The following is a 24,886-nucleotide window of genomic DNA, read 5'->3' as shown; positions in this document are numbered from 1 at the left end:
GACAGGCGGCTTTTTCATGTTCCAAAGAGCTCGGACCGCAGTACCAGAAACGCAAAGATGCCGTGGCAATGGCCGAAAGGAACATGTAGCCGGCAGCGCCGAACGCCGCCAGTGTCGCAAGGCCCGCAATCCAGAATGACGCAGGTATCGTTCTCAAGGTCGCGCCTGACGCTCGAATAAGTTGGACGTCACTTCCGGGGGGCCTGCTTCTCCCAGCGTGACAAGATGGCATCGTTCATGTGTTGCCTTGCGCCGGGCCTTCCCCGGCGGGAATGTACCAGTTCGCGGAGCCTGCCCGGCGAGGTGTCCTCCACGCGACCTGACGCGCCCGATGGGACGCCCGCCTTCATCCGCCCGCTGCGCGATCACACCTAGAGTTGGCGCCACGTTCCGGTCCCTCCGGCCCGGGCGCCCTTTCCCGCAACGGAGTGATGCCATGTGGCATGACAACGACTTCACCCGGCGCTTGGGCCTGCGCTATCCAATCGTGCAGGGACCGTTCGGTGGCGGGCTGTCTTCGATCGATTTGATGGTCGCCGTATCCGAGGCCGGTGGCCTCGGCTCGTTTGGCGCGCACCATCTTGCGCCGGAGAAGCTCGGGGATCTCACTCGGCAGATCCGCGCCCGCACGCAGCAACCGTTCGCGCTGAACCTGTGGGTGTCCAACCAGGATCCCGGCGGCGATCGCCTCACGACCGAGCAGTTCGCTGCCGCCATCGAGCGCTTCCGTCCGTACTACGACGCGCTCGGCATGTCGCTGCCGCCGATGCCCGAGCGCTACGGCCAGCATTTCGAGGATCAGGTGCAGGCCATGCTCGATGCAGCGCCACCGGTGATGAGTTTCGTATTCGGGATCCCCTCCCCTGCAATCCTTTCGGATTGCAGGAGTCGCGGCATCGCCACGATGGGCACCATCACCACGATCGACGAGGCGATCGCGATGGACCAGGCCGGCGTGGATGTCATCGTCGCTACCGGCTTCGAGGCCGGCGGGCATCGCGTGTCGTTCCTGCGCTCGGCCGAAGAGTCTCTGACCGGGACCCTGGCGTTGATCCCGCAGGTAGCCGATCGCGTATCCAAACCGGTCATCGCCGCCGGCGGCATTGCCGACGGTCGTGGCGTCGCTGCCGCACTGACACTCGGTGCGCAGGGCGTGCAGATCGGCACGGCGTTCCTGGCCTGCGAGGAGTCCGGCACGAACGAACTGCATCGCAGGATGCTGTTCACTGACGACGCGAAGTACACCGCACTGACGCGCGCCTTCAGCGGGCGGCTTGCTCGCGGCATCCGCAATCGCTTCGTCGAAGACTGGGAAGGCGTGGCGCCACTGCCCTACCCGATCCAGAACTGGTTCACCGGGACGTTCAAGGCGACGGCCGCAGCGCAGGGGCGCGGCGAGATGATTTCGCTGTGGGCCGGACAGGGCGCGCCGTTGCTGAAGCATCGGCACGCGCAGGCACTGTTTGATGCGCTGGTCGCGGAGACGGGAGCGTTGTTGCGCTAACGTCGCGCCGCACACCCCACTCCCGAGAACGGGAGAGGGGCTTTCAAAGGTTTACTCGCCGATGTGCTGCTTCAACCAGGCATTGACCGTGTCATGCCACTGCACGGAGTTCTGCGGCTTGAGCACCCAGTGGTTCTCGTCCGGGAAGTACAGGAACTTCGACTCGATGCCCTTGAGCTGCAGCGTGGTGAACGCGCCGATGCCCTGCTCGACCGGGATGCGGAAGTCGAGCTGGCCGTGCACGACCAGCATCGGCACGCGCCAATCCTTGACGTGATTGACCGGGTTGAACTTCTCGTAGTTGGCAGCCTTGTCGATCGCGGTGCCGCCCTGCTCCCACTCGGTGAACCACAGCTCTTCGGTGGCGAAGCCCATCATGCGCTGGTCGAACACGCCGTCGTGGTTGACCAGGCACTTCCACGGCTGGTTCCAGTTGCCGGCGATCCAGTTGACCATGAAGCCGCCGTAGCTGGCGCCCAGCGCGCAGGCCTTGTCGCCGTTGAGGAAGCCGTACTTCTGCTGCGCCGCGGCCCAGCCCTTCTGCAGGTCTTCCAGCGGGCGGTCGCCCCAGTGCTGGCTGATCGCGTCGGTGAAGGCCTGGCCGTAACCGGTCGAGCCGTGGAAGTCGATCATGACCACCGCGTAGCCCTGGCCCGCGTACGTCTGCGGGTTCCAGCGGTAGCTCCAGCCGTTGCCGAAGCTGCCCTGCGGGCCGCCGTGGATCAGGAACGCGACCGGGTACTTCTTGCCTTCGACGTAGTTCCACGGCTTGACCACGTAGCCGTGCACGGTGTCGCCGTTCCAGCCCTTGAAGTTGAACTGCTCGAAGTCGCCGAACGCGACGTCCTTCAGCGTTTCACCGGTGGTCGCCGTGATCGCGCGCAGCGGCGCGGTGGCATCGCTGCTGGTGGTGTAAAGCACGTCGCCGCTCTTGAGCGAGTTGCGCGTCAGTGCCAGCGTCGGGCCGGCCAGGTCGATAGCCGACACACTGCCGTCGCCGACCAGCTTGCTGACCTTGCCGCTGGCGATGTCGACGGCGAACAGCGGGTGCTCACCCATGTCGGTCGCGGTCGTGTAGATGCTCTTGCCGTCGGCCGACAGCGTGATGCCGTCCGCCGAGCGGTCCCACTGCGGCGCGATCTCGCGACGCTGGCCGCTGGCCAGTTCGAGCGCGATCAGCGCAAAGCGGTCAGCCTCGAAGCCCGGACGCTTCATCGCGCGGTAGTACAGGGTCTTGCCGTCGGCGCTGAAGGTGGCGCCCGTGTCCCAGGCGGGATTGGCGGCGGTGAGGTTCTTCGCCGCGCCGGTGCCGTCGGCACTGGCCTGGTAGAGGTCGAAATTGGTCGAGGTCGGTTCCTTGGCGTCGGCGATGCGTGCGCTGAACACCAGGCTCTTGCCGTCCGGCGCCCAGGTGTACTCGCTGCTGTCACCGAACGGGCGCGACGGCACGTCGCCGATCACTTCACCGCTGACCAGCGTCGCCGTGGTCGCCGGCTTGTCGGCCAGGCTGGTCACGAACAGACGGTTGAGGCGGCCGTCGTTCCAGGCATCCCAGTGGCGGATGAAGATGCGGTCGAACAGCATGCCGCTGGTCTTCTGCTTGCCCTTGTCGTCCAGGCGCTTCTGCGAACAGGCGAAGTCGCCCTTGCAGTCGGCGAAGACTTCGGCGTTGAAGGCGATGCGCTTGCCGTCGGGCGAGAGCTTGTAGCCGCCCACGTCGGTGGAGAACGCAGTCAGCTGCTTCGGCGTGCCGCCACTGGCCGGGATCGCGTACAGCTGCGAGCTGCCCGACTTGGCGCTGAGGAAGTACACCGTCTTGCCGTCGGCAGAGAAGCTCGGCGAATTGACGTTCCAGCCTTCCGGCGTCAGTCGAACCGGCGGTGCGGCATCGCGCGCGAACAGGTCCTCGATCCACAGCGACGAGGCGCCCTTGTTGGCGGCGAAATCGACGACGCGCTTGGCGAACACGACGCGGCGGCCGTCCGGCGACAGGGTCGGCGACGAGACGCGGTCGAGGGTGGCCATGTCGCGGACCTCGAAGCCACGCGGGGCGGCCGAGGCGGCAAGTGGGGACAGCGCGGCCGCCAGCATCAGCGGCAGAAGGGCGCAGCGAAACGTCATGACGGCTCCAGCGGGACAAGACCCGGATGCAAAGACCGTCGATGTTAGGCGTCCGTGACGGCGGCCGCAAAGGCCAATGCGCCCGCCGTCATTGCCGGGTTTGCCGGTTGACCGGCATGCCCCATTCAGTTCGCCAGGTCAGGCCGCCGCAGCCTTCGCGCTGACGCGCTCGGCCCAGCGGTACAGGACGAACACGACCGCGACGAACGCCGCGCCGCCGATCCACACGGCCGGACCCGCGAAGCCGTCACCGACCAGGCCCAGCGGGAAGTCCTCGCCGGAGAACGCCACGATCGCGGCGATCGCCACGCCGATCAGTCCTTCGCCGACGATCATGCCCGAGGCCAGCAGCACGCCCATCTGCTTGGTCGATTCGGGCTTGGCGCTGCGCTCGGCACGGCGGTCGTAGAGCCAGCCGATGACCGCGCCCACCACCACCATCAGCGTCGCCGAGGTCGGCAGGTAGATGCCCAGGCCGACGGCCAGCGGCGACAGGTGCGCCGACTTGGTCGTGCGGCGCAGGATCATATCGACGACGATCAGGCCGGCGCCGATGTAGGCACCGATGCGGATCAGGCTCCAGTCGATGTTGCCCAGGATCACGCCCTGCGCCAGCGCCGAAATCAGGCCCGCCTGCGGCGCGGCCAGCGCGCGGCCCGGCACCGCACCCGGCGCACCGGTGAAGCCGTAGGCCTGGTTGAGCAGGTCGAGGATCGGCGGAATGATCGCCGCGCCGGCCAGCACGCCCACGACCAGCGCCCACTGCTGCTTGGACGGCGTCGCGTCCACCAACTGCCCGGTCTTGAGGTCCTGCAGGTTGTTGTTGGCGATGGTCGCCACGGCAAACACCACCGCGGTGACGAACAGCGCGAATGCGACCAGGCCTTTTTCATTGCCCGGCGCCAGCAGCGGCTTGATGCCGAAGACCAGCAGCAGCGCCGCGCCGATCACCACCAGGATGCCGATGCCCGACAGCGGGCTGTTGGACGAACCGATCAGGCCGGCCATGTAGCCGCACACCGCCGACACCAGGAAGCTCATCACGATCACGTACAGCAGGCCGCCGATGACCAGCTTCCACATGTGCTCGCCCAGTCCGCTGCCGAGGGCGAAGTGCCCCAGCAGGAAGGCGATCGGAATGAAGCAGGCGATGGAGATCAGCCCGACCATTCCGATCGGGATGTCCTGTTCCTGGCGCGGCAGCGAACCGGCCTGGCCGGCCTTGCGGATGCGCGAGGCGGCCATCGCCGAGGACAGGCCGCTGACGACCGGCTTGACCAGCTTGGCCAGCGTCCAGATCGCGGCGACGCCAATCGTGCCGGCACCGATGAAGCGCACGTAGGTCGCCCATGTCGCCTGGCCCAGGTCGGCCGCGGGGCCTGCCGTGGCAGCCAGCGCCGAGTAATGCGGCACCGCCCAGCCCCAGGCGATCAGCGCGCCCAGGCCCATCGCCACGCCGACCCACAGGCCGACCAGGTGGCCGACCGCTAGCAGCGCCATCGACAGGGTGAAGTCGAAACCGGTGACGCCACCGCGGTCGCCGCCGAGGCGGAAGTAGGCGCCCACATTCGAGCCGAAGATGCGCGTGGCGACGATCAGCGAGAACGCTGCGGCCGCGATCGAACCCCAGACCACCGCCAGCAGGCCGTAGCGGCTTTCCTCGATACCCGCCTTGGTGGACGTATCGCCGCCGCTGCCGACCTTCAGTACCTCGGCGCAGGCCACGCCTTCCGGGTACGGCAGGTCGGAATTGGTCACCAGCGCGCGCCGCAGCGGGATCGAATACATCACGCCGAGGATGCCGCCCAGGGCGCAGATCGCGAACGACTCCCAGTACGGGAAGCCCGTCCACCAGCCGATCATCACCAGGCCCGGCAGGACGAAGATGATCGACGACAGCGTGCCCGCCGACGAGGCGACGGTCTGCACGATGTTGTTTTCCTGGATGGTTGAATCCTTGAAGTTGCGCAGCAGCGCCATCGAGATCACCGCCGCCGGGATCGAGGTGGCGAAGGTCAGGCCGGCCTTGAGGCCGAAGAACACGTTGGCCGCCGTGAACAGCAGCGTGATGACGACGCCGAGGATGAGGCTGCGTACGGTCAGTTCGGTACGCGGCGCGGTGTCGGACAGGCTGGTGCTGGTCACTGGATCGGGCCCCTGCTGAAGTTCGGGCGAGTATTGCAGACCGGCCGGCGCGCCGTACATCGGCCCCGGGGTGTTGCCGGCGATGCGCGCGGGCCCCTCGCAGGCCCTAGAATTCGGCGACGTCAGTCACGGATCGCCCATGTCCACCATCGCAGCCCCGGCCGTCCCCGGCGACGTCGTCATCCGCGACGCCCGCGATGAGCTCTTCGGTCACCCCAAGGGCGTCTACGTCTGTTTCTTCACCGAGATGTGGGAGCGCTTCTCCTTCTACGGCATGAAGGCGCTGCTGCTGCTGTATTTGCTGCAGCACCACAAATTCGGCGACCGCTCGGGCCTGGACGTGCTCGGCGCCTACGGCGGCCTGGTCTACTGCCTGCCGGTGGTCGGCGGGTTGCTGGCCGACCGCTTCCTGGGCATGCGCAAGGCGGTGGTGTTCGGGGGCCTGCTACTGGTCGCCGGCCACCTGGGCATGGCGGTGGAAGGCCATGCCGCGACGATCACCAACGGCGTGGTGGTGCGCGACGAAGCCTCGCTCCGCGTGTTCTACCTGTCGCTGTCGCTGATCATCCTCGGCGTGGGCTTCCTCAAGCCCAACATCTCCACGATCGTCGGGCGGCTCTATCCCGACAACGATCCGCGTCGCGATTCGGGCTTCTCGCTGTTCTATGCCGGCATCAACCTGGGCGCGCTGTTCGCCTCGCTGGTGTGCGGCTACCTCGGCCAGACGCTGGGCTGGAGCTGGGGCTTCGGCGCGGCCGGCATCGGCATGCTGCTGGGGCTGGGGCAGTTCCTGTGGGGCCAGAAATACCTGCACGGCCACGCCGAACCGCCGGACCCGGCACGCCTGCGCGAGCGCGTGTTCGGCCTGCCGCGCGAATGGGCGATCTACCTGGGCACGATGCTGGGCCTGGTGCCGGTCGCGGCGCTGATGTGGGCCGTGGCCAACGGCCGCTTCGCCCTCGGTGGCGAGGTTTCGCTGGCGCTGCTGCTGATGCTGCTGGTGATGCTGGCGGTGCTGGCGTGGTTCGCCTGGTTCGTCACTGTGCGGTGCACGCAAGTGCAACGGCAGCAGATGATCTCGCTGCTGGCGATGATCTTCATGTGCCTGGTGTTCTTCACCCTGTACGAGCAGACCTACGGCTCGTGGGTCACCTTCACCGATCGCATGCTGACCAAGGACGTGGCGCCGTCGCTGGTGATCCGCGAAGGCACGCCGTGGCCGTGGTCGACGATTTCGCTGCTGCTGGCGCCGCTGGCGTTCATGGTCTCGGCGGCGCTGTCGGACCGCCATCCGCAATCGCGCATGCCCAAGGTGCTGTTCGCCTCGGCCGTGCTGGTGATGCTGGTGTTCCTGCTGCGCGACTGCCTGGTGCTGCCGCAGACCGCCGGCTCGCTCACTTACCTGGGCGCGTTGTTCCTGGTGCTGCTGGCGCCGCTGTTCGGCCGCTTGTGGGATGTGCTCGATCGCCGCGGCATGGACCCGTCCAAGCCGGTGAAGTCGGCCTTCGGCCTGCTGTTCGCCGGGCTGAGCTTCATCCCGCTGGCACTCGCGGCGCAGCATGCCGGCGCCACCGGCGAAGTGGCCAGCGTGTGGTGGCTGGTACTGGCCTACCTGGTGCTGGAGATCGGCGAGATGTGCCTGGCGCCGGTCGGCCTGGCGGCGGTGACGCAGTTGTCGGTGAAGAGCGTGGTCAGCCTGATGATGGGCACCTGGTTCCTCGCCACTGCGTTCTCGGAAACGCTGGCCGCATTGTTCGGCAAGCTCGCCGCGATCGACATCCCCGAAGGCACCACGCTCGATTTCGCCGTCGCCGGCAGCAAGTACGCCAGCCTGTTCTGGCTGATGATGTGGATCGGCATCGGCTGGGCGGTGGTCGCGCTGATCGCGTCGCCGGTGCTGCGACGGATGATGCACGGCGTGAAGTAACACCGCGCCTGCAACACGTCCAAAAAAAAGAGGGGCTGCCAGGCAGCCCCTCTTTCGTTTCCGCGATTACTTCGCCGACTTGGCGTCGCCGGCACCGGTCGCCGCCACCGCGCCGCCGAGGCTGCGCGACAGGAAGGCCAGCAGGCGGGTGTAGTACTCGCTCTTGTGTTCGGGCAGATAGAAACCGTGGCCTTCGGTGTCGAAGTACAGCGACTCGACGGGCGTACCGGCCTTGCGCAGCGCTTGTTCCATCATCTTGCTGTGCTCGATCGGGGCGGTCTTGTCCTCGCCACCGGCGGCCAGGAACACCGGCACCTTGATCCGGTCCGCCATGCGGTTGGGCGATACCGCACCCAGGTCCGCCGGCTTGCCTACCCAATCCATCGACCAGTTGCCCCAGCGGGTAAGGGTGCGCTTGTCGTCGGCCACCATCTTCGGAAGGTCGTACACGCCCACGTAGCCCGCCGCGCAGCGGTACAGCGTCGGCTCCTTGGCCACGCCCATCAATGCGGCATAGCCACCATAGCTGGCGCCATACAGGCAGATGCGATCCTTGTTGGCCACGCCCTGCGCGATCGCCCACTTCGTGGCGTCGGTCAGATCGTCCTGCATCGTGCCGCCCCACTCCTGCGCGCCGGCCTGCCTGAAGGCCAGGCCGTAGCCGCCGGAACCACGGTAGTTGACCTGCAGCACGGCGTAGCCGGCGGCGGCGAGCATCTGCGCCTCGTCGTTGAAGCCCCAAGCATCCTGGATGCCAAACGGACCGCCGTGCGGCATCACGACCAGCGGCAGCCCCTTCCCGCTGCTGCCCCGCGGCGTGGTCAGGTAGCCCTGCAGTTCCAGGCCATCGCGTGCGGCCAGCTTGACCGCCTGCATCGGCGACATCTGGTCGGGATCGAACCACTGCCGGCGCGCAAGCACATGCGCTGCCTTCTTGTTGACGGTATCGAACAGGTAGAAGTCGCCAGGATTGAGGTCGCTGGAGACACGGATCAGCGCCAGGCTGCCATCGGAGGTCTGCGAGGTGATCTCGACGCTGTTGCCTGCGAACGCCGATTCCAGGCTGTGGTATAGCTTGGCTTCCGGCACCGTCTCGTCGAAGAAGGCCGTGCGCGGCTTGCCGTCCATGAAGAACGCGCCGAGCGGAATGCGCGTGCCATTGCGGTAGATGATCTGCTCCGGATCGACGTTGTCGTCGCCAAGCACGACCTTGCGTTCACGACTGGCAAGGTCGAGCGCGACGATCTTGTCGGGCCCCTTGGCCTGCTCGGCGATCAGGTAGACCACCTTGTCGTCGGCGGAGAATCCGATCGGATACTCGAAGCGACCCTTGCTGTCCTCCATGCCGAACATCGTCCAGCCGTCGCCTTCGCCGGAACGGTAGTAAAGCTTGCGGACGTTGTCGGACTCGGACCCGGCGACGAAGCGCACTTCGCCACGGTTGTCGGTGAAGAAGGTGGCGCGCCGCACCGGCGAAACGGCAACGCGTGCGCGCCGGCCGGTGAAGACATCGATGCTTTCGATCGCCGGATACGGATCGGCACTGAACGGCACGACCTGGACCAGCGCGGAGCGACTTTCCTTGAACGGCGCAGCGATCGGGAATGCACCGATGCTGTCGCTGCCCTTCTTGGGCTTGATCGTCGTGCCCAGGCCGCCATCGTCGACACGGAAGCCGGCGAGCATCTCGGTCTTGCTGCCGTCGGCGTTCATCGCGATCAGCTCGCCCGTCATCAGCGGCTGCTCCAGCTCACCGAACCGGTCGGAGAGGCTGATCAGCAGGCGATCGCGACTGATCCAGTCGAAGTCGGCGACGTGCGCGTTGCGCCCGAGCTTCAACGAACCGGTGATCTTGTTGGTGCCGCGCTCGATGACCGCCAGTGCGGTGCGGTCAGCCAACGGCACGGTTGCCGCGTAGTACTCGCCACCGGGCGAGAGCTTCACGTCGGTGAACTCGTCCTTCTTGACGTAGTCGCCAACGTTGATCCCGCCATCGGCGGCCATGACAGGTGCGACCGGTATCAGCGCAACCAGCGCCGCCAGCAATGCAACTCGCTTCATTTTTCCTTCCCCGAGGTCGTTGGCGCGCCCCGACCGGCTGGTCCCCAAGCGCGCAAAAGGAGCCTACCCGATCCCGGGTTCACGGCTCCACCGGGAAATTATGACCTTGCGGCAGCGAGCGTTTTTTGCAGTGCTTGGCGCCACGAGGGCGGTTCGACGCCTAGCAGCTGTCGCAGCCGGTTGGTATCAAGCACGGAATAGGCCGGGCGACTGGCGCGCGTGGGATAGTCGGCGGTCGTGATGGCCGTCACAACCGGGCGTCGCGAAATCAGGCCGGCCGACATCGCCTCGTCGAAGATTGCATCGGCAAAGCCATGCCACGTGGTTTCCCCAGCGGCGACGAGATTGACGATGCCCGATTCGGCGAAATCCTTGCGCAGGATGTCGGCGGTTGCGTCGGCGATCAGCCAGGACGGCGTCGGCGTGCCACGCTGGTCGGCGACAACGCGCAGTTCGTCGCGATCGGCACCGACACGCAGCATGGTGCGCAGGAAGTTGGCACCGTGCAGGCCATACACCCACGCCGTGCGCAGGATTAGGTAACGCGCGCCGCTGTCGGCGATCGCCTGCTCGCCGGCCAGCTTGCTGTGGCCATAGACGCCGACAGGAGCGGTGGCATCGTCTTCCCGGTAAGGGCGGCTTCCCTGCCCGTCGAAGACGTAGTCGGTCGAGTAGTGCACCAGAGCGACGCTACGGGCGGCGCATTCGCCAGCGAGCCGGCCAGGTCCTTCGGCATTGGCGCGGAAAGCGGCTTCGACGTCGTCCTCGGCGCGATCGACCGCGGTGTAGGCCGCGGCGTTGACGACGACATCGGGCCGCGTGCGGTCCAGCAATGGCGCGATGGCGTCGAAGTCGGACAGATCGAAACGTTCGCAGGCGCTGCCATCGTCGAGCTGCCCGCTGCGCGTGGTCGCGACGACCTCGCCTAGCGGTGCCAGGCTGCGCAGCAACTCGTGGCCTACCTGTCCATTGGCGCCGATGAGCAAGAACCTCATGGCACGTAGACCGGCAGGCGATCCTCGGCAATCTCATCCAGGAACGGTGCACGCGCATCCTTGTCGGAGAGCGACGCGTCCGACACCGGCCAGTCGATGGCAAGGCGGGCGTCATTCCAGCGGATGGCGGCGTCGGCCTGGGCGTCGTAGGTCGCGGTGCAAAGGTAGGTGAACACGGCGCGCTCGCTCAGCGTCACGAAACCGTGCGCGAAGCCTTCGGGAATCCAGAAGTTGCGCTTGTTTTCCGCGCTCAACAACACCGCCGTCCAGCGCCCGAAGTGCGGCGATCCGCGGCGGATGTCCACCGCGACGTCCCACACCTCGCCTTCGACCACCGAGACGTACTTGCCTTGCGGATTGGGCCACTGGTAGTGCAGGCCGCGCAGCACGCCGCGACCGGACGAAGACACGTTGCCCTGCACGAACCGCGGCAGCAGGCCATGCGCGGCCAGCTTGTCGTGGTTGAACGATTCGAAGAAGAAACCACGATCGTCGCCGAACACGCGAGGCTCGATGACCACGCAGCCCGGCAGGTCGGTCTCGATCACCTTCACGGAACGTAGCCCCGCTCGGCCAGGCTCAGCAGGTATTGGCCGTAGCCGCTCTTGGCCAGCGGACGGGCCAGTTCATTGAGATGCTCGGCGTCGATCCAGCCATTGTTCCAGGCGATCTCCTCCGGGCAGCACACGCGCAGTCCCTGCCGAGCCTCGATGGTCTCGATGTAGTTCGAGGCCTCCAGCAACGACTGGTGCGTACCGGTGTCGAGCCAGGCGTAACCGCGACCAAGCTGCTCCATGTGCAGCGAGCCTTCTTCGAGGTAACGGCGATTGAGATCGGTGATCTCCAACTCGCCGCGCGCCGAGGGCTTCAGCTCGGCCGCGAAATCGCTGGCGCGACCGTCGTAGAAGTACAGGCCGGTCACGGCGTAGTTGGAACGCGGCTTCGAGGGTTTTTCCTCCAGACCGATCACCTTGCCGGCCGGGTCGAATTCGGCCACACCGTAACGCTCGGGATCACGAACCCAGTAGCCGAACACGGTGGCGCCGTGATCTCGCGCATCCGCGCGCTGGAGCATGGCCGTCAGACCAGGGCCGTGGAAGATGTTGTCGCCCAGGACCAGGCAGCTGGGCTGGCCGGCGACGAAATCGCGCCCGATCAGGTACGCCTGCGCCAGGCCGTCCGGGCTCGGCTGCACGGCGTACTCGATGTTCATGCCCCATTGCGAACCGTCGCCGAGCAGGGTGCGGAACAGCGCCTGCTCGTGCGGCGTGTTGATGATCAACACGTCGCGGATACCAGCCAGCATCAGCACGCTGAGCGGGTAATAGATCATCGGCTTGTCGTACACCGGCAACAATTGCTTGCTGATGCCCTGGGTGATCGGATACAGCCGGGTTCCGGAACCTCCGGCGAGGATGATGCCCTTGCGGTTCATGCGCGTGCCCTCAGGCCTGGCCGATGCGTTCGAGGCGGTAGCTGCCGTCCAGCACGCGACTGACCCACGGCTGGTTCTGCAGATACCACTCCACGGTTTTCGCCATGCCCTGTTCGAACGTGACGGTCGGAGCCCAGCCCAGTTCCGTCTGCAACTTGGACGCATCGATCGCATAGCGACGATCGTGGCCCGGACGATCAGCGACGAACTTGATCATCGACTCGCGGGCACTGCCATCGGCCAGCGGACGACGCTCATCGAGCAGTTTGCAGATCGTCTTGACCACGACGAGGTTCTCGCGCTCGGCGTCGCCGCCGACGTTGTAGGTCTCACCGACGCGCCCGGCCTCCAGCACGCGGCGAATGGCCGCGCAGTGATCGGCCACGAACAACCAGTCGCGCACGTTGCGTCCGTCGCCGTAGACCGGCAGGGCCTCGCCGGCGAGCGCCTTGGCGATCACCAGCGGAATGAGCTTTTCGGGGAACTGGTACGGACCGTAGTTGTTCGAACAGTTGGTCGTCAGGACCGGGAGCCCGTAGGTATGGTGGAAGGCGCGGACCAGGTGGTCAGAGGCAGCCTTCGACGCGGAGTACGGCGAGTTCGGTGCGAACGGCGTGAGCTCGGTGAACTTGCCCGTCTCTCCGAGCGTCCCGTAGACCTCGTCGGTAGAGACGTGCAGGAAGCGGAACGCTGATTTGGCGGCTTCGTCCAGCGACTTCCAGTAGTCGCGCGTCTTCTCGAGCAGGCTCAGCGTGCCGACGACATTCGTCTGCACGAACGCAGCCGGCCCATCGATGGACCGGTCAACGTGGCTCTCGGCGGCAAAGTTGATGACCGCGTCGGGACGGTGCTGGCGAAGCAGGCCCTCCACCAGTCCAGCGTCGCCGATGTCGCCGCGCACGAAGACGTGATTCGGGTCGTCCTGGATCGACTTCAGTGTATCCAGGTTACCGGCGTAGGTAAGCGCATCCAGGTTGAGAATCCGGATGCCCTGCCTCACTGCCTCGAGAACGAAATTACCGCCGATGAAACCGGCGCCGCCGGTAACAAGCCAGGTGGGCACTTACTGGAACTCCATGTCAAACCACTGTGCCAGTTGCCGAGCCATCGGCTCAGAATGGAATGTCGTCGTCGGCGAAATCGTCGGCGAAATCGTTCGACTTTGCGGCCGGCGCCTCGCGACGCGGTGCCGATTCCTGGCGCGCCGGCGCACGGGCCGGACGCTCGCTGCGATCGCCGCCACCGCGGAACTCGCCACGACCGGCACCACCGCCGCCACCGCCGCCTTCGCCACGGCCACCGAGCATCTGCATCTCGTCGGCGATGATGTCGGTGGAGTAACGCTCGACACCGTCCTGGCCGGTGTACTTGTCGTAGCGGATCGAGCCTTCGACGTAGACCTGGCTACCCTTGCGCAGGTACTCGCCGGCGATCTCGCCAAGCTTTCCGAAGAAGGTCACCCGGTGCCATTCGGTGCGCTCCTGGGTATTGCCTTCGCGGTCCTTGCGCACGCTGGTGGTGGCCAGGCGGGCCTTGGTCACGGCCATGCCGCCCTGGGTGTACTTGGTTTCCGGATCGTCACCGAGATTGCCGACCAGGATCACCTTGTTGATGCCACGTGCCATGGGTATGCGTGCCCTCTCGTATGGATTGTTCAGTCAATTGGTTGCGCCGGCTGTCGCCACCCACGAGGGTCGGGCGCCACCGGAACGTTGTCCATCATAGCAGTCTGCCCGAGGGGGCCTGAGCTCCGCAGCGCCCTCGCCGCGGCCAACCGGGGCCCGGGCAGGAGGTTGGCCACCCCGCGCCGGCCGCCGCGTGGATCCGCGTCGCCCGGGAGCCGTGCCCGCGGCATCAGTGCTCGGTCAGGCCGCCACAGCGGATGCGGGCATGGGTATGCTGGAGGAACCCCAGCAACATCCCTTCGCGGCATTCCATCAGTGACCGCCCGCTGCGCTGGGAGTACTTGCAGCAGGCATGACTGAAAAGGTCGGCCAGCAGGATCCCGAAGTCCTCCGCTTCACCCTCGATATCGCGGCGCAGGTTCATGGACAGGCGCCCATTGGCCACCCACAACCGCAGAATCTCGAACGAAGCCGGGTCGGCCTCGACCCCGTTGGGCATGTCGAGCGCCTCGACGAGACTGTCCTGGCGGGTTGTCGTGATCGTCCTGACCTCTTCCATGGTTGCCTCAAGCGTCGAGAAAACAGCGATCTTTCTTCAGGCCGGAGCAAGAACCGGCCCGCCATTGCATTACCGCCCCGCCCAGGCCGAGGCATCGCGCACCAACCGACCGGGGTCCGCAGCCTGCCCGCACCTCGCAGCAGCGATCTGGCGCTGCAGGTCTTTCGATACCAGGCTCAGCACGCGATTCATCGCCACTTCGGCCAGGCGCCTGGCATCGCCGCCCTGCACTTCGGCCGCAAGGTGCTGCACGATCGCATTGGCCATCAACTGATACAGCGCATCGCCATCGCGCCCGGCGACGTCGCGCAGGCTGTCGCTGACGAGGTCAACGAATCGCCGCCCCGGCCAGACCGGCAGCGCGACAGGCGGCACACTTCCCGCCCCTGGCGATCCGGGGACTGGCCCGGGCACGCCCATCGCCTCGTCGCAATTGAGTTCCTGCATCGCGAAACCCCTTCGGTCTGGCCGTCGAAGCGACAGCTGTCACATCACAGAAGGGGCCAAGCTTGGGCACGCCGAACGGGGCCGGACATCAGAATCGTCTGAATATCGGCATCGATCCAATGCCCGACGGGAGGCGGTGTACCCGCCCAACACGCCCGCGTGACCACGGAATTTGCGACCCGCCCCTTATAATCCCAGGCCCAACTGACGCGGTCCGCCCATGCAACCCAGCCCCACGCTCCTGGCCGTCCCCGACCTGGTCGCCATCCAGGCCCTGGCCCGCGAGGACATGGCGGCCGTCGATGCGTTGATCCGGCGCCGGCTCGCCTCGGACGTGGTCCTGATCAACCAGGTGGCCGAATACATCGTTGGCGCCGGCGGCAAGCGCCTGCGGCCGATGCTGCTGTTGCTGGCCACCGGGGCCCTGGGCGGGCGCAACGGCCAGGGCATTGGCGCCGACGCGCACCAGCTGGCGGCCGTGGTCGAGTTCATCCATACCGCGACCCTGCTGCACGACGACGTCGTCGACGAGTCGGACCTGCGCCGCGGTCGTCGCACCGCCAATGCGGTGTGGGGCAATGCCGCCAGCGTGCTGGTCGGCGACTTCCTGTATTCGCGCAGCTTCCAGCTGATGGTCGAGCTCGAGCGCATGCCGGTCATGCAGATCCTCGCCGACACCACCAACCGCATCGCCGAAGGCGAGGTGCTGCAGCTGCTGCACGTGCGCAACCCGGACACCGACGAGGCCGCCTACCTGCGCGTGATCGAGCGCAAGACCGCGGTGCTGTTCGCCGCGGCGACGCGACTGGGCGCCCTGCTTTGCGACGCCGACGAGGCGACGTGCGACGCCATGCACGACTACGGCCTCAACCTGGGCTATGCCTTCCAGATTGCCGACGACGTGCTCGACTACGCGTCCGACGCGCAGACCCTGGGCAAGAACCTCGGTGACGACCTGGCCGAGGGCAAGGCGACGCTGCCGCTGATCCACGCCATCGCCCACAGCGACGATGCGACGCGGGCATTGCTGCGCGCCGCCATCGAACAGGGCGATACCGGTGCCTTGCCGCAGGTGCTGGCAGCGATCCACGCCACCGGCGGCCTCGACTACAGCCGCCGCCGCGCCAGCGAGTACGCGCAGGCCGCCGAGCGCGCCCTCGACGGCATGGAAGACAACGACTACACGGCGGCGCTGCGCGGGCTTGCCCGGTACGCGGTCAGCCGGGATCACTGACCGCGCATCAGCGTCATTTCTTCGCGGCGAAGCGCTCGCGGAAGAAGTCGAACATCATCTCGTAGGCACGCTTGGCCGCGCGCTCGTTGTAGGCGCAGCCCGGCGGATTGTTGGCCTCGGGCTCGGCGAAACAATGCACCGCGCCGCTGAAGTTGACGAACTGCCAGTCGGCACCGGCTGCATCCATTTCCTTCTCGAATGCGGCGATGTCCTCGTCGGTGACGCTGCGGTCGTCGGCGCCGTTGAGCACCAGCACCGGCGTGCGCGCACCGTCATCCTTTGTCGGAACAGGCGTGGCAAGCGCGCCGTGCAGACTGACCACGCCAGCCAGCTGATCGCCGCCGCGCACCAGCTCCAGCGCGGTCGTGCCGCCGAAGCAGAAGCCGAGCGCACCGATCCGCGTCGCGTCGAGCGGAACCTTCCCGGCCTGCTCCTTCAACACGGCGACCGACTTCTCGGCCCGTGCGCGCAGCATCGCCCGATCCTCCCGCAGAGGACCGGCGACCTTGCCCGCCTCTTCATCGGTCGTCGGCCGGATCCTGCTGCCGTAGACGTCGGCCACCAGCACGACGTAATCGTCGCCGGCGATCTGCCTGGCTTTCTCTATCGCGGCCGGATTGATGCCCTTCCAGTTCGGCACCATCACCAGGCCTGGACGCTTGATCGCGTTGGTGCCGTCGTAGACAAGGACGCCGGTGAACTGGTCCTTGCCGATCGTCCAGTCGACCGGCTTCTCGACCATGGCCGCCATCGCAGGCAGCGAGCAAAGCGACAGGACAGCAGCGAGCATCAGGCGTTGCATCTGGACTCTCCCCTTGCGTTGGGCGTCACCGGGTCAGCGGAGACTGCCGCGCGAGCCTACCCCGCGCCTGTCCTCAACGCGTGAAGCCCAGGGGATGAAGGTTCAGGAAATGCAGGCTCAGGAAATACCGATCCCGGCAATGGCGCTGATCATGTCCGAGTCGAAGCCGGCCAACCCGGCGAAATGGCGACCGCGCGCGACGTAGTCGCGATAGGGGCCGAAGCTCGGCGCTCCCGGCGATAGCAGGACGACTCCGTCCTCGCCCAGCACCGCGCGCGCCTGGGCCATCGCATCTGCCAGGTCGACCGCGGCACTGAGATGGAAGCCAGACTCGCTGGCAATGGCGGCCAGCAGCGCATGGATGCGCGGTCCGTTCTGGCCCATCGTGATCACCGCTGCCGGCGCCTGCGTGCGCATCGCCTCGGCGAACTCCTCCCACGGCAAACCGCGATCGTGCCCGCCCACCAGCAATGCCACGCGGCGATCGCCGAAGCAGTCGAGCGCGGCCAGGCTGGCGTGTGGCGTGGTGCTGATCGAATCGTTGACGTAGGTGATGCCGTCACGCGTGCCAAGCGTCTGCAGGCGATGTGGCAGCGGCTGGAAATCGGCGGCATGCGGCGCGAGCGCCACCGCATCCAGGCCCAGCGCTTCGATCGCGGTCAGCACGGCGCAGAGGTTGCCGCGGTTGTGGCGCCCCGGCAGCGGCAGGCTGCGCGTGTCCATCACCCAGGTGTCGCCGCGGTACAGCGCGTCTTCGCGCAGGTGCCAGCCGTTGCGATCGCCGAACCAGCGCAGGTCGGTGCCGGCATCGCGGCTGGCTTCGTTGCCGGCATCGACCAGCCGCGCATCATTGCTGTTGAGCACGGCGATCGCCGGCGCGGCATGGGTCAGCAGGCGCAGCTTGTCCTCGACGTAACGCTCGTGCGAGCCGTGCCAGTCCAGGTGCTCGGGGAACACGTTCAGCACCACCGCGACTTGCGGGTGCGCGCCGCTCGCGGCGACATCGCCGGTCTGGTAGCTCGACAACTCGATCGCCCAGAACTCGGGCGCCTGCTGCGGATCGAGCACCTCCAGCAGCGGCATGCCGATGTTCCCGGCCAGCGCGGTGACATGACCACCGCAGCGCAGCAGGTGCGCCAGCAGCGCAGTGGTGGTGCTTTTGCCCTTGGTGCCGGTCACGCAGATTGAGCCGGCGACGACGCCGTTGCTGCCGGCATGCTCGCCGAACCATAGCGCGGTGCCGCCAATGAAGCGCGTGCCGCGCGCGGCGGCAGCGCTGGCTTCGTCGCCGTAGGGACTGATGCCCGGCGACTTCACCACCACGTCGAACGCCGACAGGCGCTCGGCGCTGGCGTCGGTTTCGGTGGTGAGGGCCGGGTCGGCCAGCGCGGCAACCTCGGCGGCCTCATCTCGCGAACAAAACAGCGTCAGCGCCAGTTGCGGCAGGCGCGAACGGATCGCCTGGTAGGCTGCGCGGCCTTCACGACCCCAGCCCCACAGCGCGACCTTGCGAGCTTCAAGCTGCGAGATGCGCACGCAGGCGTTCCCACAATGCGGGCGGAATGCGCTGCTCATCGTCGATCACCAGCAGCGGTTCGATGCGCAGGTCTTCCGCATCGAGCTGCGGGCGGATCTCCGTGGCGAAGCGCTCGACCAGGGCGTCCTCGCGCCACTCCGGGCGAACCGTCAGTGCGGCCATGGCGGCGCGCGATTCGCGGCCTTCGCCGACGCATTCGAACGGCTTGTGGTCTTGGTACTCCAGCAATGCATCGTAGCCGGCCGTCTGCGCCGGATCGTCGAGCAGGTTGCGGCCGAAGATGCCCATCAGGCGCGGCTTGGGCATGAATGGCGCCAGCGCCAGGAAGACGAAATGGCACTTCGGGCAGACGCCGCACCAGCGGTTGGCCGGGCGTTCGCCGAGGATGTGGAAGTTGCGGTTGCAGCTGCTGAAGTGCGCGTCGTAGCGATCGGTGCGGGTGAACTGGCGCGCCACGGCGAGCTCGCTGAGCGGCCGCAGCAGCGAGTAGTAATGCAGGTCGGCGGCGATGTGGCGCTGCACATGGTCGCCGATCGCCGACTCGCACGCCCAGCCCTTCGACCACTGGTGGTTCACTTCGCCGGTACCTTCGATGAGGCTGCCATAGCTGGCCGAACGCTCGTTGGAGAACACCACCTGGTCGACGCCGAGCAGGAGCGCGGCGAACAGCATGATCATCGAGTTGATCGCCGTCACCGGGATGTGGCCGTTCCAGGCGCCTTCGCGGTTGTAGTCGAACAGTTGCGGCGCCAGCGACCGGCCGATGTTGAACGTCGGCAGGCCGGTACGCTCGGCGCAGGCGCGGATCAGCTGCGAACCGCCGATCCAGGTCACGGTCTGCTCGACGCCCAGCGCGCGCAGCGCTTCGATGCTGACCAGCGAGTCCTTGCCGCCGCCGATGGCGACGAGGGCGTGGTGGCGCAGGCCCAGCGTTGGGGCCGCGTCTGACCCATCCCCTCCCAACCCTCCGCTTGAAGCGGAGGGCTTTACCGGGAACTTGATCTTGCCGTGCAGGTTCAGGCCGTTGCGATAAGCGAACTCGCCCAAGCCATTGACGTACAACAGCTCCAGCAGCGCCGCCGTGTCGGCATCGATGTCGTAGCTGTCGATCAGGATCTGTTCGGGCACCGCCGCCTTGTAGTAGCTCACGCCGGTGAACAGGTGGAGCAGGCGCAGCGCGCGTTCGACCGCCGCCGCGCGCTCGCCCTCGAGCACGAACGGGGCGCCGGGAACCGTGACCGTCTCGATCAGTTCCGGGCCATCGTCGAAGGCATACACCAATTGCGCCACGCCGGTCTGCGCGTCGAACTCGCAGCGCACGAAGCGGAACGCACGGATGGCGTCACGTTTGAATTTCCACTCACTCATTCGATTACGTCCTCTGCCGGCAGGGCCCGCAGGTTGTAGGTATTGGCCATCGCCATGCCGTAGGCACCGGCATCGGCGACCAGCATCACGTCGTCTTCGACGGTGTCGACCGGCAGCGTGCGGCCGCGGCCGAGCACGTCGCTGCTCTCGCAGACCGGGCCGACGACGTCGAACGCCGCGGTCTCGCCATCGTCGAGGCGGCTCAGGTTGAAGATGCCGTGGTAGGCCTCGTACATGGCCGGGCGCATCAGCGCGTTCATGCCGGCATCGCAGCCGATGCGCAGCACGCCGTCCTTCTCGATCACCTGGGTGACCGCCAGCAGCAACGCGCCGCTCTCGGCGACCAGGTAGCGACCCGGCTCGATCACCAGGCCGTAGCGCGGGTACGCCGACTTGATCTCCTCCAGGCCGCTGCGCCACAGCGCGAGATCGAAATCGGGCGACTCCGGCGTGTACGGGATCGGCAGGCCGCCGCCGATGTCGATCGTCTCGATCGTGCCGACGCTGTCGGCCAGCCCGGCCAGGTGTGCATAGACACCGCGCCAGTGCTGAGGATCCTCGATGCCGCTGCCCAGGTGCGCGTGCAGGCCGCTGATGCGAACGCCCAGCTTGCGTGCCTCCTCGATGAAGGCATCGAAACGCGTCATCGGCAGGCCGAACTTCGCCGCCACGCCGCCGGTACGGACCTTTTCGTGGTGGCCTTCGCCATGGCCCAGGTCGATGCGCAGCCAGATCGTACGGCCGCGGAACACCTCCGGCCAGCGCTGCAACGCCTCGATGTTGTCGAGGGTAACGATGATCCCGCGTGCGAACGCGGCCTCGTACTCGCGCCGCGGTGCGAAGCTCGGCGTGAACAGTACGCGCTGCGGCGCCAGCTCCGGCAGCGCGGCGAACACATGCTCGAACTCGCCCTGCGACACGCACTCCAGGCCGAAACCTTCGCCAGTGATCGCCTTGAGGATCGCCGGGTGCGGGTTGGCCTTGATCGCGTAGAAGCAGCGGTCGACCGCGACCGTGGCGGTCAGCGAACGGGCGCGCTCGCGCACCGTCGCCAGGTCGTAGACATAGCGCGGCGTGCCCTGTGCGGCCAGCGCCAGCAGCTGCTCGCGGCGGCCACGCCACCACGCCGGCGCACGCTGCGGCTTGCCGTGCGCGATCTCGCGCCAGCTCGGGCCGAACACGCTGGCATCGCGCACCGGCATCGCTCGCGAGCGGATCAGCTCGGCATGCAGGTGCGGCAGCAGGCCATCGGCGTCGGCCTCGTCGATGACGAAGGTCAGGTTGAGGTCGTTGGACGACTGCGAGATCAGGTGCACGCGCTCGCGCCCGAACGTCGCCCAGATGTCGGACAAGCGGTGCAGCAGCGAACGCATGCCGCGACCGACCAGGGTGATGGCCGCGCACGGCGCGATCACCTTGACCCGGCACACCTCGGCCAGGTCGGCACTGAGCGCCTCGAGCACGTTGGTGGTGACCAGGTTCTCGCTCGGATCGAGCGAGACGGTGACGTTGGTTTCCGACGAACCGATCAGGTCGATCGACAGGCCATGGCGCTTGAAGCGCTCGAACACGTCGGCCAGGAAGCCGACCTGCTGCCACATGCCGATGCTTTCCATCGACACCAGCACGATGCCGTTGCGACGGCTGATCGCCTTGACGCCCGGCACGGTCGCTGCGGTCGCGTCGATGCGCGTGCCCGGCAGGTCCGGACGCTCGGTGTCGAGGATCGCCATCGGCACGCCGGCATCGCGGCACGGCGCGATCGAACGCGGGTGCAGCACCTTGGCGCCGGTGGTGGCGATTTCCTGCGCTTCGGCATAGTGCAGGCGGGTCAGCAGGCGCGCCTCGGGCACGTCGCGCGGGTTGGCGCTGAACATGCCTGGCACGTCGGTCCAGATTTCCACGCGCTGCGCCTTGAGCAACGCGCCGAAATACGCCGCCGACGTATCGGAGCCCCCACGGCCGAGGATCGCCGTGCCGCCATCGCCGTGGCGCGAGATGAAACCCTGGGTGATCAGCATCGGCGCCGCCTGCGCCGAGAAACGCGTACCGAACGTCGCTTCACCGGGCGCGCTGTCGACGTCGAGCCTGCAGTTCACGGACAGGCGCTGCGACCAGGCATTGGCATTGGGCAGCGACACCGCATCGAGCCACTGGCGTGCGTCGCACCAGCCAAAGTCATGGCCCTGCGTGCGCAGGTAGGCGACGCCGAGCGTGGAAGAAAGCAGCTCGCCCTGCGCCAGCACTTCGGCCTGCCAGTCGAGCGTGCGCTCGCCGGCACGGGCATCGGTCGCCAGGCCTTGCAGCAGCGCCAGGCGTTCGCCCAGCACCGTGTCGGCATCCAGGTCGAGTTCGGCGCAGAATGCGCGATGACGCTCGACCAGCGCGGCAATGCGCGCGTCGATGCCATCGCCATTGGCTATCGCCTGCAGCTCGTTGGTCACGCCCGACAGCGCCGAGACCACGACCAGCACGCGCACACCGTCCTCGGCCATGCGTTTTCCGGCGAGGCGTCCGATGGTGTCCCAACGGTTGCGGCGAGACACTGATGTGCCGCCGAACTTGAGTACTACCCAGCGATTCGCTTCCGCCACCGCAACTGCCCTCTGAGGATGGATGTGAGTGATGTTCAGGATTGACAAGTAATTTCGACTGCAACCGTACGGGCAAGGCGCCCCTACAGAACCTAGAATGGCGCGCCAGCTGCGGGCTGATGCTGCGGCGTGGCCACAAAGAACGACGATTCTAGTCGAATTAATTACCTCGGACCCCCGCCGAATGACGCTTCGCCGCTACCTGCAACTGGATGTGTTCGCCGACCGCCCAGGCGCCGGCAATCCCCTGGCCGTGGTGCTGGACACCGATGGCCTCGACGATGACCGGATGCAGGCCATCGCCCGCTGGACCCGGCTGCCGGAGACCACGTTCGTCTTCGCCCCGACCCAGGCCGGAGCCAGCTACCGCATCCGGATGTTCAGTCCGCGCCGCGAAGTGCCGTTTGCCGGGCATCCGAGCGTCGGCACCGCGCACGTGGTGCTCGAGGCCGGGCTGGCCGAAGCCAGCGGCGGCCAGTTGATCCAGGAGGGCGTGGCCGGCCTGTTGCCCCTGGCCGTCAACGGCAATGGCGCGTCGCGCACGATTGCCGTGCGCACGCCGAAAGCACGGGTGGTCGAGGTCGCCGATGGCAGCGACCCGCGCCTGCAGCCGGCGCTGTCCGGCCTGAACCTGGGCGTGCTGCCACCGGCACTGATGGACGGCGGACGGCGCTGGTGGCTGGCCGAACTGGCCAGCGAATCGGCCCTGCGCGGGGCCAACCCGGACTGGGACGCGATCGCGGCGCTGGCCGAAGGCACGGCGTCGATGGGCCTGTGCGCCTTTGCCCGTGCCGATGCCGGGCGCGACTACGACCTGGTCGTTCGTGCGTTCGTAGGCGCTCCGGCGAGCTTCGAGGATGCCGCTTCGGGCGCCGCCAACGCCACGCTGGCGGCCTGGCTCAACCACAACCACGCCCTGCCCGGTCGTCCGCAGGACGACGGCGGCCACCGCTACACCGTCAGCCAGGGCCGCGAAGTCGGCTTCGATGCGCGACTGGAACTGCGCGTGGACTGGGATGGCGAGGTCTGGTCGGGCGGCCAGATCTGCAACGTGGTCCGCGGCACGATCGACTGGGCCTGAGCGGCGCCGTCATCCCCGCGGAGGCGGGGATCCATGGACGTTGTGGTCGGCCAGCCACGCCGCCGCGCGCCCCGCCACGTCCGCCGCGTCCCGCCCCAAAAGCGGACCGACATGGGTTGAACCCGGCAGCCGAACCAGTCTGGCGCTCCAGGCCTCCGCCACCGTCGCGGTGGCATCCGCCGGCACGTCCTCATCCAGCTCCGAGGCGATCACGAGCACCGGGCACTGCGGCACGGCCACCGCCACGCCTGATTGCGCCTGGCGCAGCACCGCCCCGGACTCATCGCGCCAGCGCCGGAAAGCAAACAGCGCGGTCGCATCGTCGGCGTCGGCAAGCGCGCGCCGCGTCGAGGCCAACCGTGCGTCTCGGCGCCAGGGCACGACATCCGGCCAGTCGCGTTGCGGCAACCGCGCCGACCAGGGCTCCGGCGGCAGCGGATTGACCAGTACCAGCGCATCGGCGGATACGGCACAGCTTGCCGCCAGCAGCCCGCCCAGGCTTGCACCGATCAGCACGCGCGGTCGCGGCAGTGCTTCGAGCGCCTTCTGCACCTGGGCCCGGTAGTCGTCGAAGGTGGTGGCGGCCAGCCCCGCAGCCACCGGCTCCAGGTCCATGCACACACACTCGATGCCGCGCGACTCGAGCACGCCTCGCCAGATGTCCCATTCCCAGCCGCCGCCACCGGCGCCGTGCACCAGCACGGCGTGGCGCACCTGCGCGGGCGGCATCGGCGCTGTCAGCCCAGCGTTGCCGACAGGGTCACCGGCACCGACAGTGCACGCGAGATCACGCAGCCGGCCTTGGCCGCCTCGGCGATCTGCTGGAACTGCTCGGCGCTGAGGCCTGGCACCTTGGCGGTGAGGATCAGCTGCACTCCGGTGATCGTCGGCCCCGGATCCATGCCCGGGTCCATCGTCACTTCGGCTCGGGTCTGGATCCGCTCGGGCGTGAATCCGGATTTGCCCAGCACCGCCGAAAGCGCCATCGAGAAGCAGCCGGCATGCGCCGCGGCCAGCAGTTCCTCGGGGTTGGTGCCCTTCTCGTCGCCGAAGCGGGTCTTGAAGGAATAGTTCTGGTCGGCGAACAGACCGCTTTGCGGCGTGCTCATCGCGCCCTTGCCGGACTGCAGGTCGCCCTGCCAGACCGCTTCGGCGAAACGCTTGAAGGCCATGCTCGTGCTCCGTCTGCGTACAAGAGCGCACAGCCTACAGTCGGAAACGTTAGCGCGGCATCGCGGGCGGGACGCAACTAGCGCCTGACCCGACGGATCCGACGCCTCACGCGAAAGAGGATCACCTGCACCGCCAGGGATGTCAGGCCCAGGATCACCAGCAGGTAATTGCGGCTGTCGAAGCCCACCTTGAATACGACCCCGGCAACGATCAGGACGTAGGCGGCAATGACTGTCAGCTTGGTGGACATCTTCATGGGGATTCTCGTCGAACGGTGA

21 protein-coding genes are annotated in these 24,886 nt (G+C 67.2%); 4 read left to right on the top strand and 17 right to left on the bottom strand.

Features of this window, described 5'->3' with window-relative positions; translation table 11 throughout:
• Positions 1 to 436: 436 nt before the first annotated feature.
• Entirely contained in the window at positions 437 to 1,504 is a 1,068-nt protein-coding gene (locus AC3A3Q_RS11710; protein WP_487586426.1) for an NAD(P)H-dependent flavin oxidoreductase, read from the top strand.
• Between the two features lie 51 nt (positions 1,505 to 1,555).
• Here the strand turns inward: AC3A3Q_RS11710 and AC3A3Q_RS11705 are convergent, their stop codons facing one another.
• Together AC3A3Q_RS11705 and AC3A3Q_RS11700 are read right to left on the bottom strand one after the other, a co-directional pair.
• Positions 1,556 to 3,625 carry a S9 family peptidase gene (locus AC3A3Q_RS11705; protein ID WP_487586425.1) on the bottom strand — a complete coding sequence of 690 codons (2,070 nt, stop codon included), beginning with the start codon at positions 3,623 to 3,625 and terminating at the stop codon, positions 1,556 to 1,558.
• 138 nt (positions 3,626 to 3,763) lie between these two features.
• The gene (locus AC3A3Q_RS11700) at positions 3,764 to 5,770 is read right to left on the bottom strand and encodes an OPT family oligopeptide transporter (RefSeq protein ID WP_487586424.1); all 2,007 of its coding nucleotides are present in this window, start codon (positions 5,768 to 5,770) and stop codon (positions 3,764 to 3,766) included.
• A 139-nt stretch (positions 5,771 to 5,909) separates the two neighbouring features.
• Between AC3A3Q_RS11700 and AC3A3Q_RS11695 the strand changes: the two genes are divergently transcribed.
• Complete coding sequence (locus tag AC3A3Q_RS11695; RefSeq protein ID WP_487586423.1) at positions 5,910 to 7,697, top strand: peptide MFS transporter; 1,788 nt, start codon at positions 5,910 to 5,912, stop codon at positions 7,695 to 7,697.
• Between the two features lie 66 nt (positions 7,698 to 7,763).
• Here AC3A3Q_RS11695 and AC3A3Q_RS11690 read toward each other — a convergent pair whose 3' ends face one another.
• The 8 genes from AC3A3Q_RS11690 to AC3A3Q_RS11655 all read right to left on the bottom strand — a co-directional run bounded on the left by AC3A3Q_RS11690 (position 7,764) and on the right by AC3A3Q_RS11655 (position 14,819).
• Positions 7,764 to 9,758, bottom strand: a complete 1,995-nt coding sequence (locus tag AC3A3Q_RS11690; protein ID WP_487586422.1) for an alpha/beta hydrolase family protein — start codon at positions 9,756 to 9,758, stop codon at positions 7,764 to 7,766.
• Positions 9,759 to 9,856: 98 nt separating this feature from the next.
• Positions 9,857 to 10,753, bottom strand: a complete 897-nt coding sequence (rfbD, locus tag AC3A3Q_RS11685) for a dTDP-4-dehydrorhamnose reductase (protein ID WP_487586421.1) — start codon at positions 10,751 to 10,753, stop codon at positions 9,857 to 9,859.
• Entirely contained in the window at positions 10,750 to 11,307 is a 558-nt protein-coding gene (gene rfbC, locus AC3A3Q_RS11680) for a dTDP-4-dehydrorhamnose 3,5-epimerase (RefSeq protein ID WP_487586420.1), read from the bottom strand. The genes rfbD and rfbC overlap by 4 nt, the downstream gene beginning before the upstream one ends.
• Entirely contained in the window at positions 11,304 to 12,188 is an 885-nt protein-coding gene (gene rfbA / locus AC3A3Q_RS11675; RefSeq protein ID WP_487586419.1) for a glucose-1-phosphate thymidylyltransferase RfbA, read from the bottom strand. Before rfbA ends, rfbC begins: the two co-directional genes overlap by 4 nt.
• A gap of 10 nt (positions 12,189 to 12,198) precedes the next feature.
• Positions 12,199 to 13,251, bottom strand: a complete 1,053-nt coding sequence (rfbB, locus tag AC3A3Q_RS11670; RefSeq protein ID WP_487586418.1) for a dTDP-glucose 4,6-dehydratase — start codon at positions 13,249 to 13,251, stop codon at positions 12,199 to 12,201.
• Positions 13,252 to 13,300: 49 nt separating this feature from the next.
• The gene (ssb, locus tag AC3A3Q_RS11665) at positions 13,301 to 13,813 is read right to left on the bottom strand and encodes a single-stranded DNA-binding protein (protein ID WP_200604348.1); all 513 of its coding nucleotides are present in this window, start codon (positions 13,811 to 13,813) and stop codon (positions 13,301 to 13,303) included.
• Between the two features lie 229 nt (positions 13,814 to 14,042).
• Positions 14,043 to 14,372 (bottom strand): DUF5076 domain-containing protein, encoded by a 330-nt coding sequence (locus AC3A3Q_RS11660; RefSeq protein WP_487586417.1) that lies wholly within the window; start codon positions 14,370 to 14,372, stop codon positions 14,043 to 14,045.
• 69 nt (positions 14,373 to 14,441) lie between these two features.
• Positions 14,442 to 14,819, bottom strand: a complete 378-nt coding sequence (locus AC3A3Q_RS11655) for a hypothetical protein (RefSeq protein ID WP_487586416.1) — start codon at positions 14,817 to 14,819, stop codon at positions 14,442 to 14,444.
• A gap of 220 nt (positions 14,820 to 15,039) precedes the next feature.
• Here AC3A3Q_RS11655 and AC3A3Q_RS11650 point away from each other — a divergent pair, with 220 nt between their 5' ends.
• Positions 15,040 to 16,053 (top strand): polyprenyl synthetase family protein, encoded by a 1,014-nt coding sequence (locus AC3A3Q_RS11650; protein ID WP_487586415.1) that lies wholly within the window; start codon positions 15,040 to 15,042, stop codon positions 16,051 to 16,053.
• A 13-nt stretch (positions 16,054 to 16,066) separates the two neighbouring features.
• Here the strand turns inward: AC3A3Q_RS11650 and AC3A3Q_RS11645 are convergent, their stop codons facing one another.
• The 4 genes from AC3A3Q_RS11645 to AC3A3Q_RS11630 all read right to left on the bottom strand — a co-directional run bounded on the left by AC3A3Q_RS11645 (position 16,067) and on the right by AC3A3Q_RS11630 (position 22,354).
• A complete protein-coding gene (locus AC3A3Q_RS11645; protein WP_487586414.1) occupies positions 16,067 to 16,855 on the bottom strand; it encodes a dienelactone hydrolase family protein in 789 nt (262 codons plus the stop codon).
• A gap of 117 nt (positions 16,856 to 16,972) precedes the next feature.
• Positions 16,973 to 18,391: a UDP-N-acetylmuramoyl-L-alanine--D-glutamate ligase gene (gene murD, locus AC3A3Q_RS11640; protein ID WP_487586413.1), complete on the bottom strand. Its 1,419-nt coding sequence runs from the start codon at positions 18,389 to 18,391 to the stop codon at positions 16,973 to 16,975.
• Positions 18,372 to 19,760, bottom strand: coding sequence for a UDP-N-acetyl-alpha-D-muramoyl-L-alanyl-L-glutamate epimerase (gene murL, locus AC3A3Q_RS11635; protein ID WP_487586412.1), 1,389 nt, complete (start codon positions 19,758 to 19,760; stop codon positions 18,372 to 18,374). The genes murD and murL overlap by 20 nt, the downstream gene beginning before the upstream one ends.
• A complete protein-coding gene (locus tag AC3A3Q_RS11630) occupies positions 19,757 to 22,354 on the bottom strand; it encodes a bifunctional aspartate kinase/diaminopimelate decarboxylase (RefSeq protein WP_487586411.1) in 2,598 nt (865 codons plus the stop codon). The genes murL and AC3A3Q_RS11630 overlap by 4 nt, the downstream gene beginning before the upstream one ends.
• Before the next feature lie 184 nt (positions 22,355 to 22,538).
• Between AC3A3Q_RS11630 and AC3A3Q_RS11625 the strand changes: the two genes are divergently transcribed.
• A complete protein-coding gene (locus tag AC3A3Q_RS11625) occupies positions 22,539 to 23,435 on the top strand; it encodes a PhzF family phenazine biosynthesis protein (RefSeq protein WP_487586410.1) in 897 nt (298 codons plus the stop codon).
• Between the two features lie 9 nt (positions 23,436 to 23,444).
• Here AC3A3Q_RS11625 and AC3A3Q_RS11620 read toward each other — a convergent pair whose 3' ends face one another.
• The 3 genes from AC3A3Q_RS11620 to AC3A3Q_RS11610 all read right to left on the bottom strand — a co-directional run bounded on the left by AC3A3Q_RS11620 (position 23,445) and on the right by AC3A3Q_RS11610 (position 24,864).
• Positions 23,445 to 24,164: an alpha/beta hydrolase gene (locus AC3A3Q_RS11620; protein ID WP_487586409.1), complete on the bottom strand. Its 720-nt coding sequence runs from the start codon at positions 24,162 to 24,164 to the stop codon at positions 23,445 to 23,447.
• Positions 24,165 to 24,172: 8 nt separating this feature from the next.
• Positions 24,173 to 24,607, bottom strand: a complete 435-nt coding sequence (locus AC3A3Q_RS11615) for an OsmC family protein (RefSeq protein ID WP_200604339.1) — start codon at positions 24,605 to 24,607, stop codon at positions 24,173 to 24,175.
• Between the two features lie 77 nt (positions 24,608 to 24,684).
• The gene (locus AC3A3Q_RS11610) at positions 24,685 to 24,864 is read right to left on the bottom strand and encodes a hypothetical protein (protein ID WP_487586408.1); all 180 of its coding nucleotides are present in this window, start codon (positions 24,862 to 24,864) and stop codon (positions 24,685 to 24,687) included.
• Between the last annotated feature and the right edge of the window lie 22 nt (positions 24,865 to 24,886).

It is taken from the genome of Lysobacter sp. Soil_C_59 (genome assembly GCF_057656415.1).
This window is presented reverse-complemented; position numbering and strand designations above follow the sequence as displayed.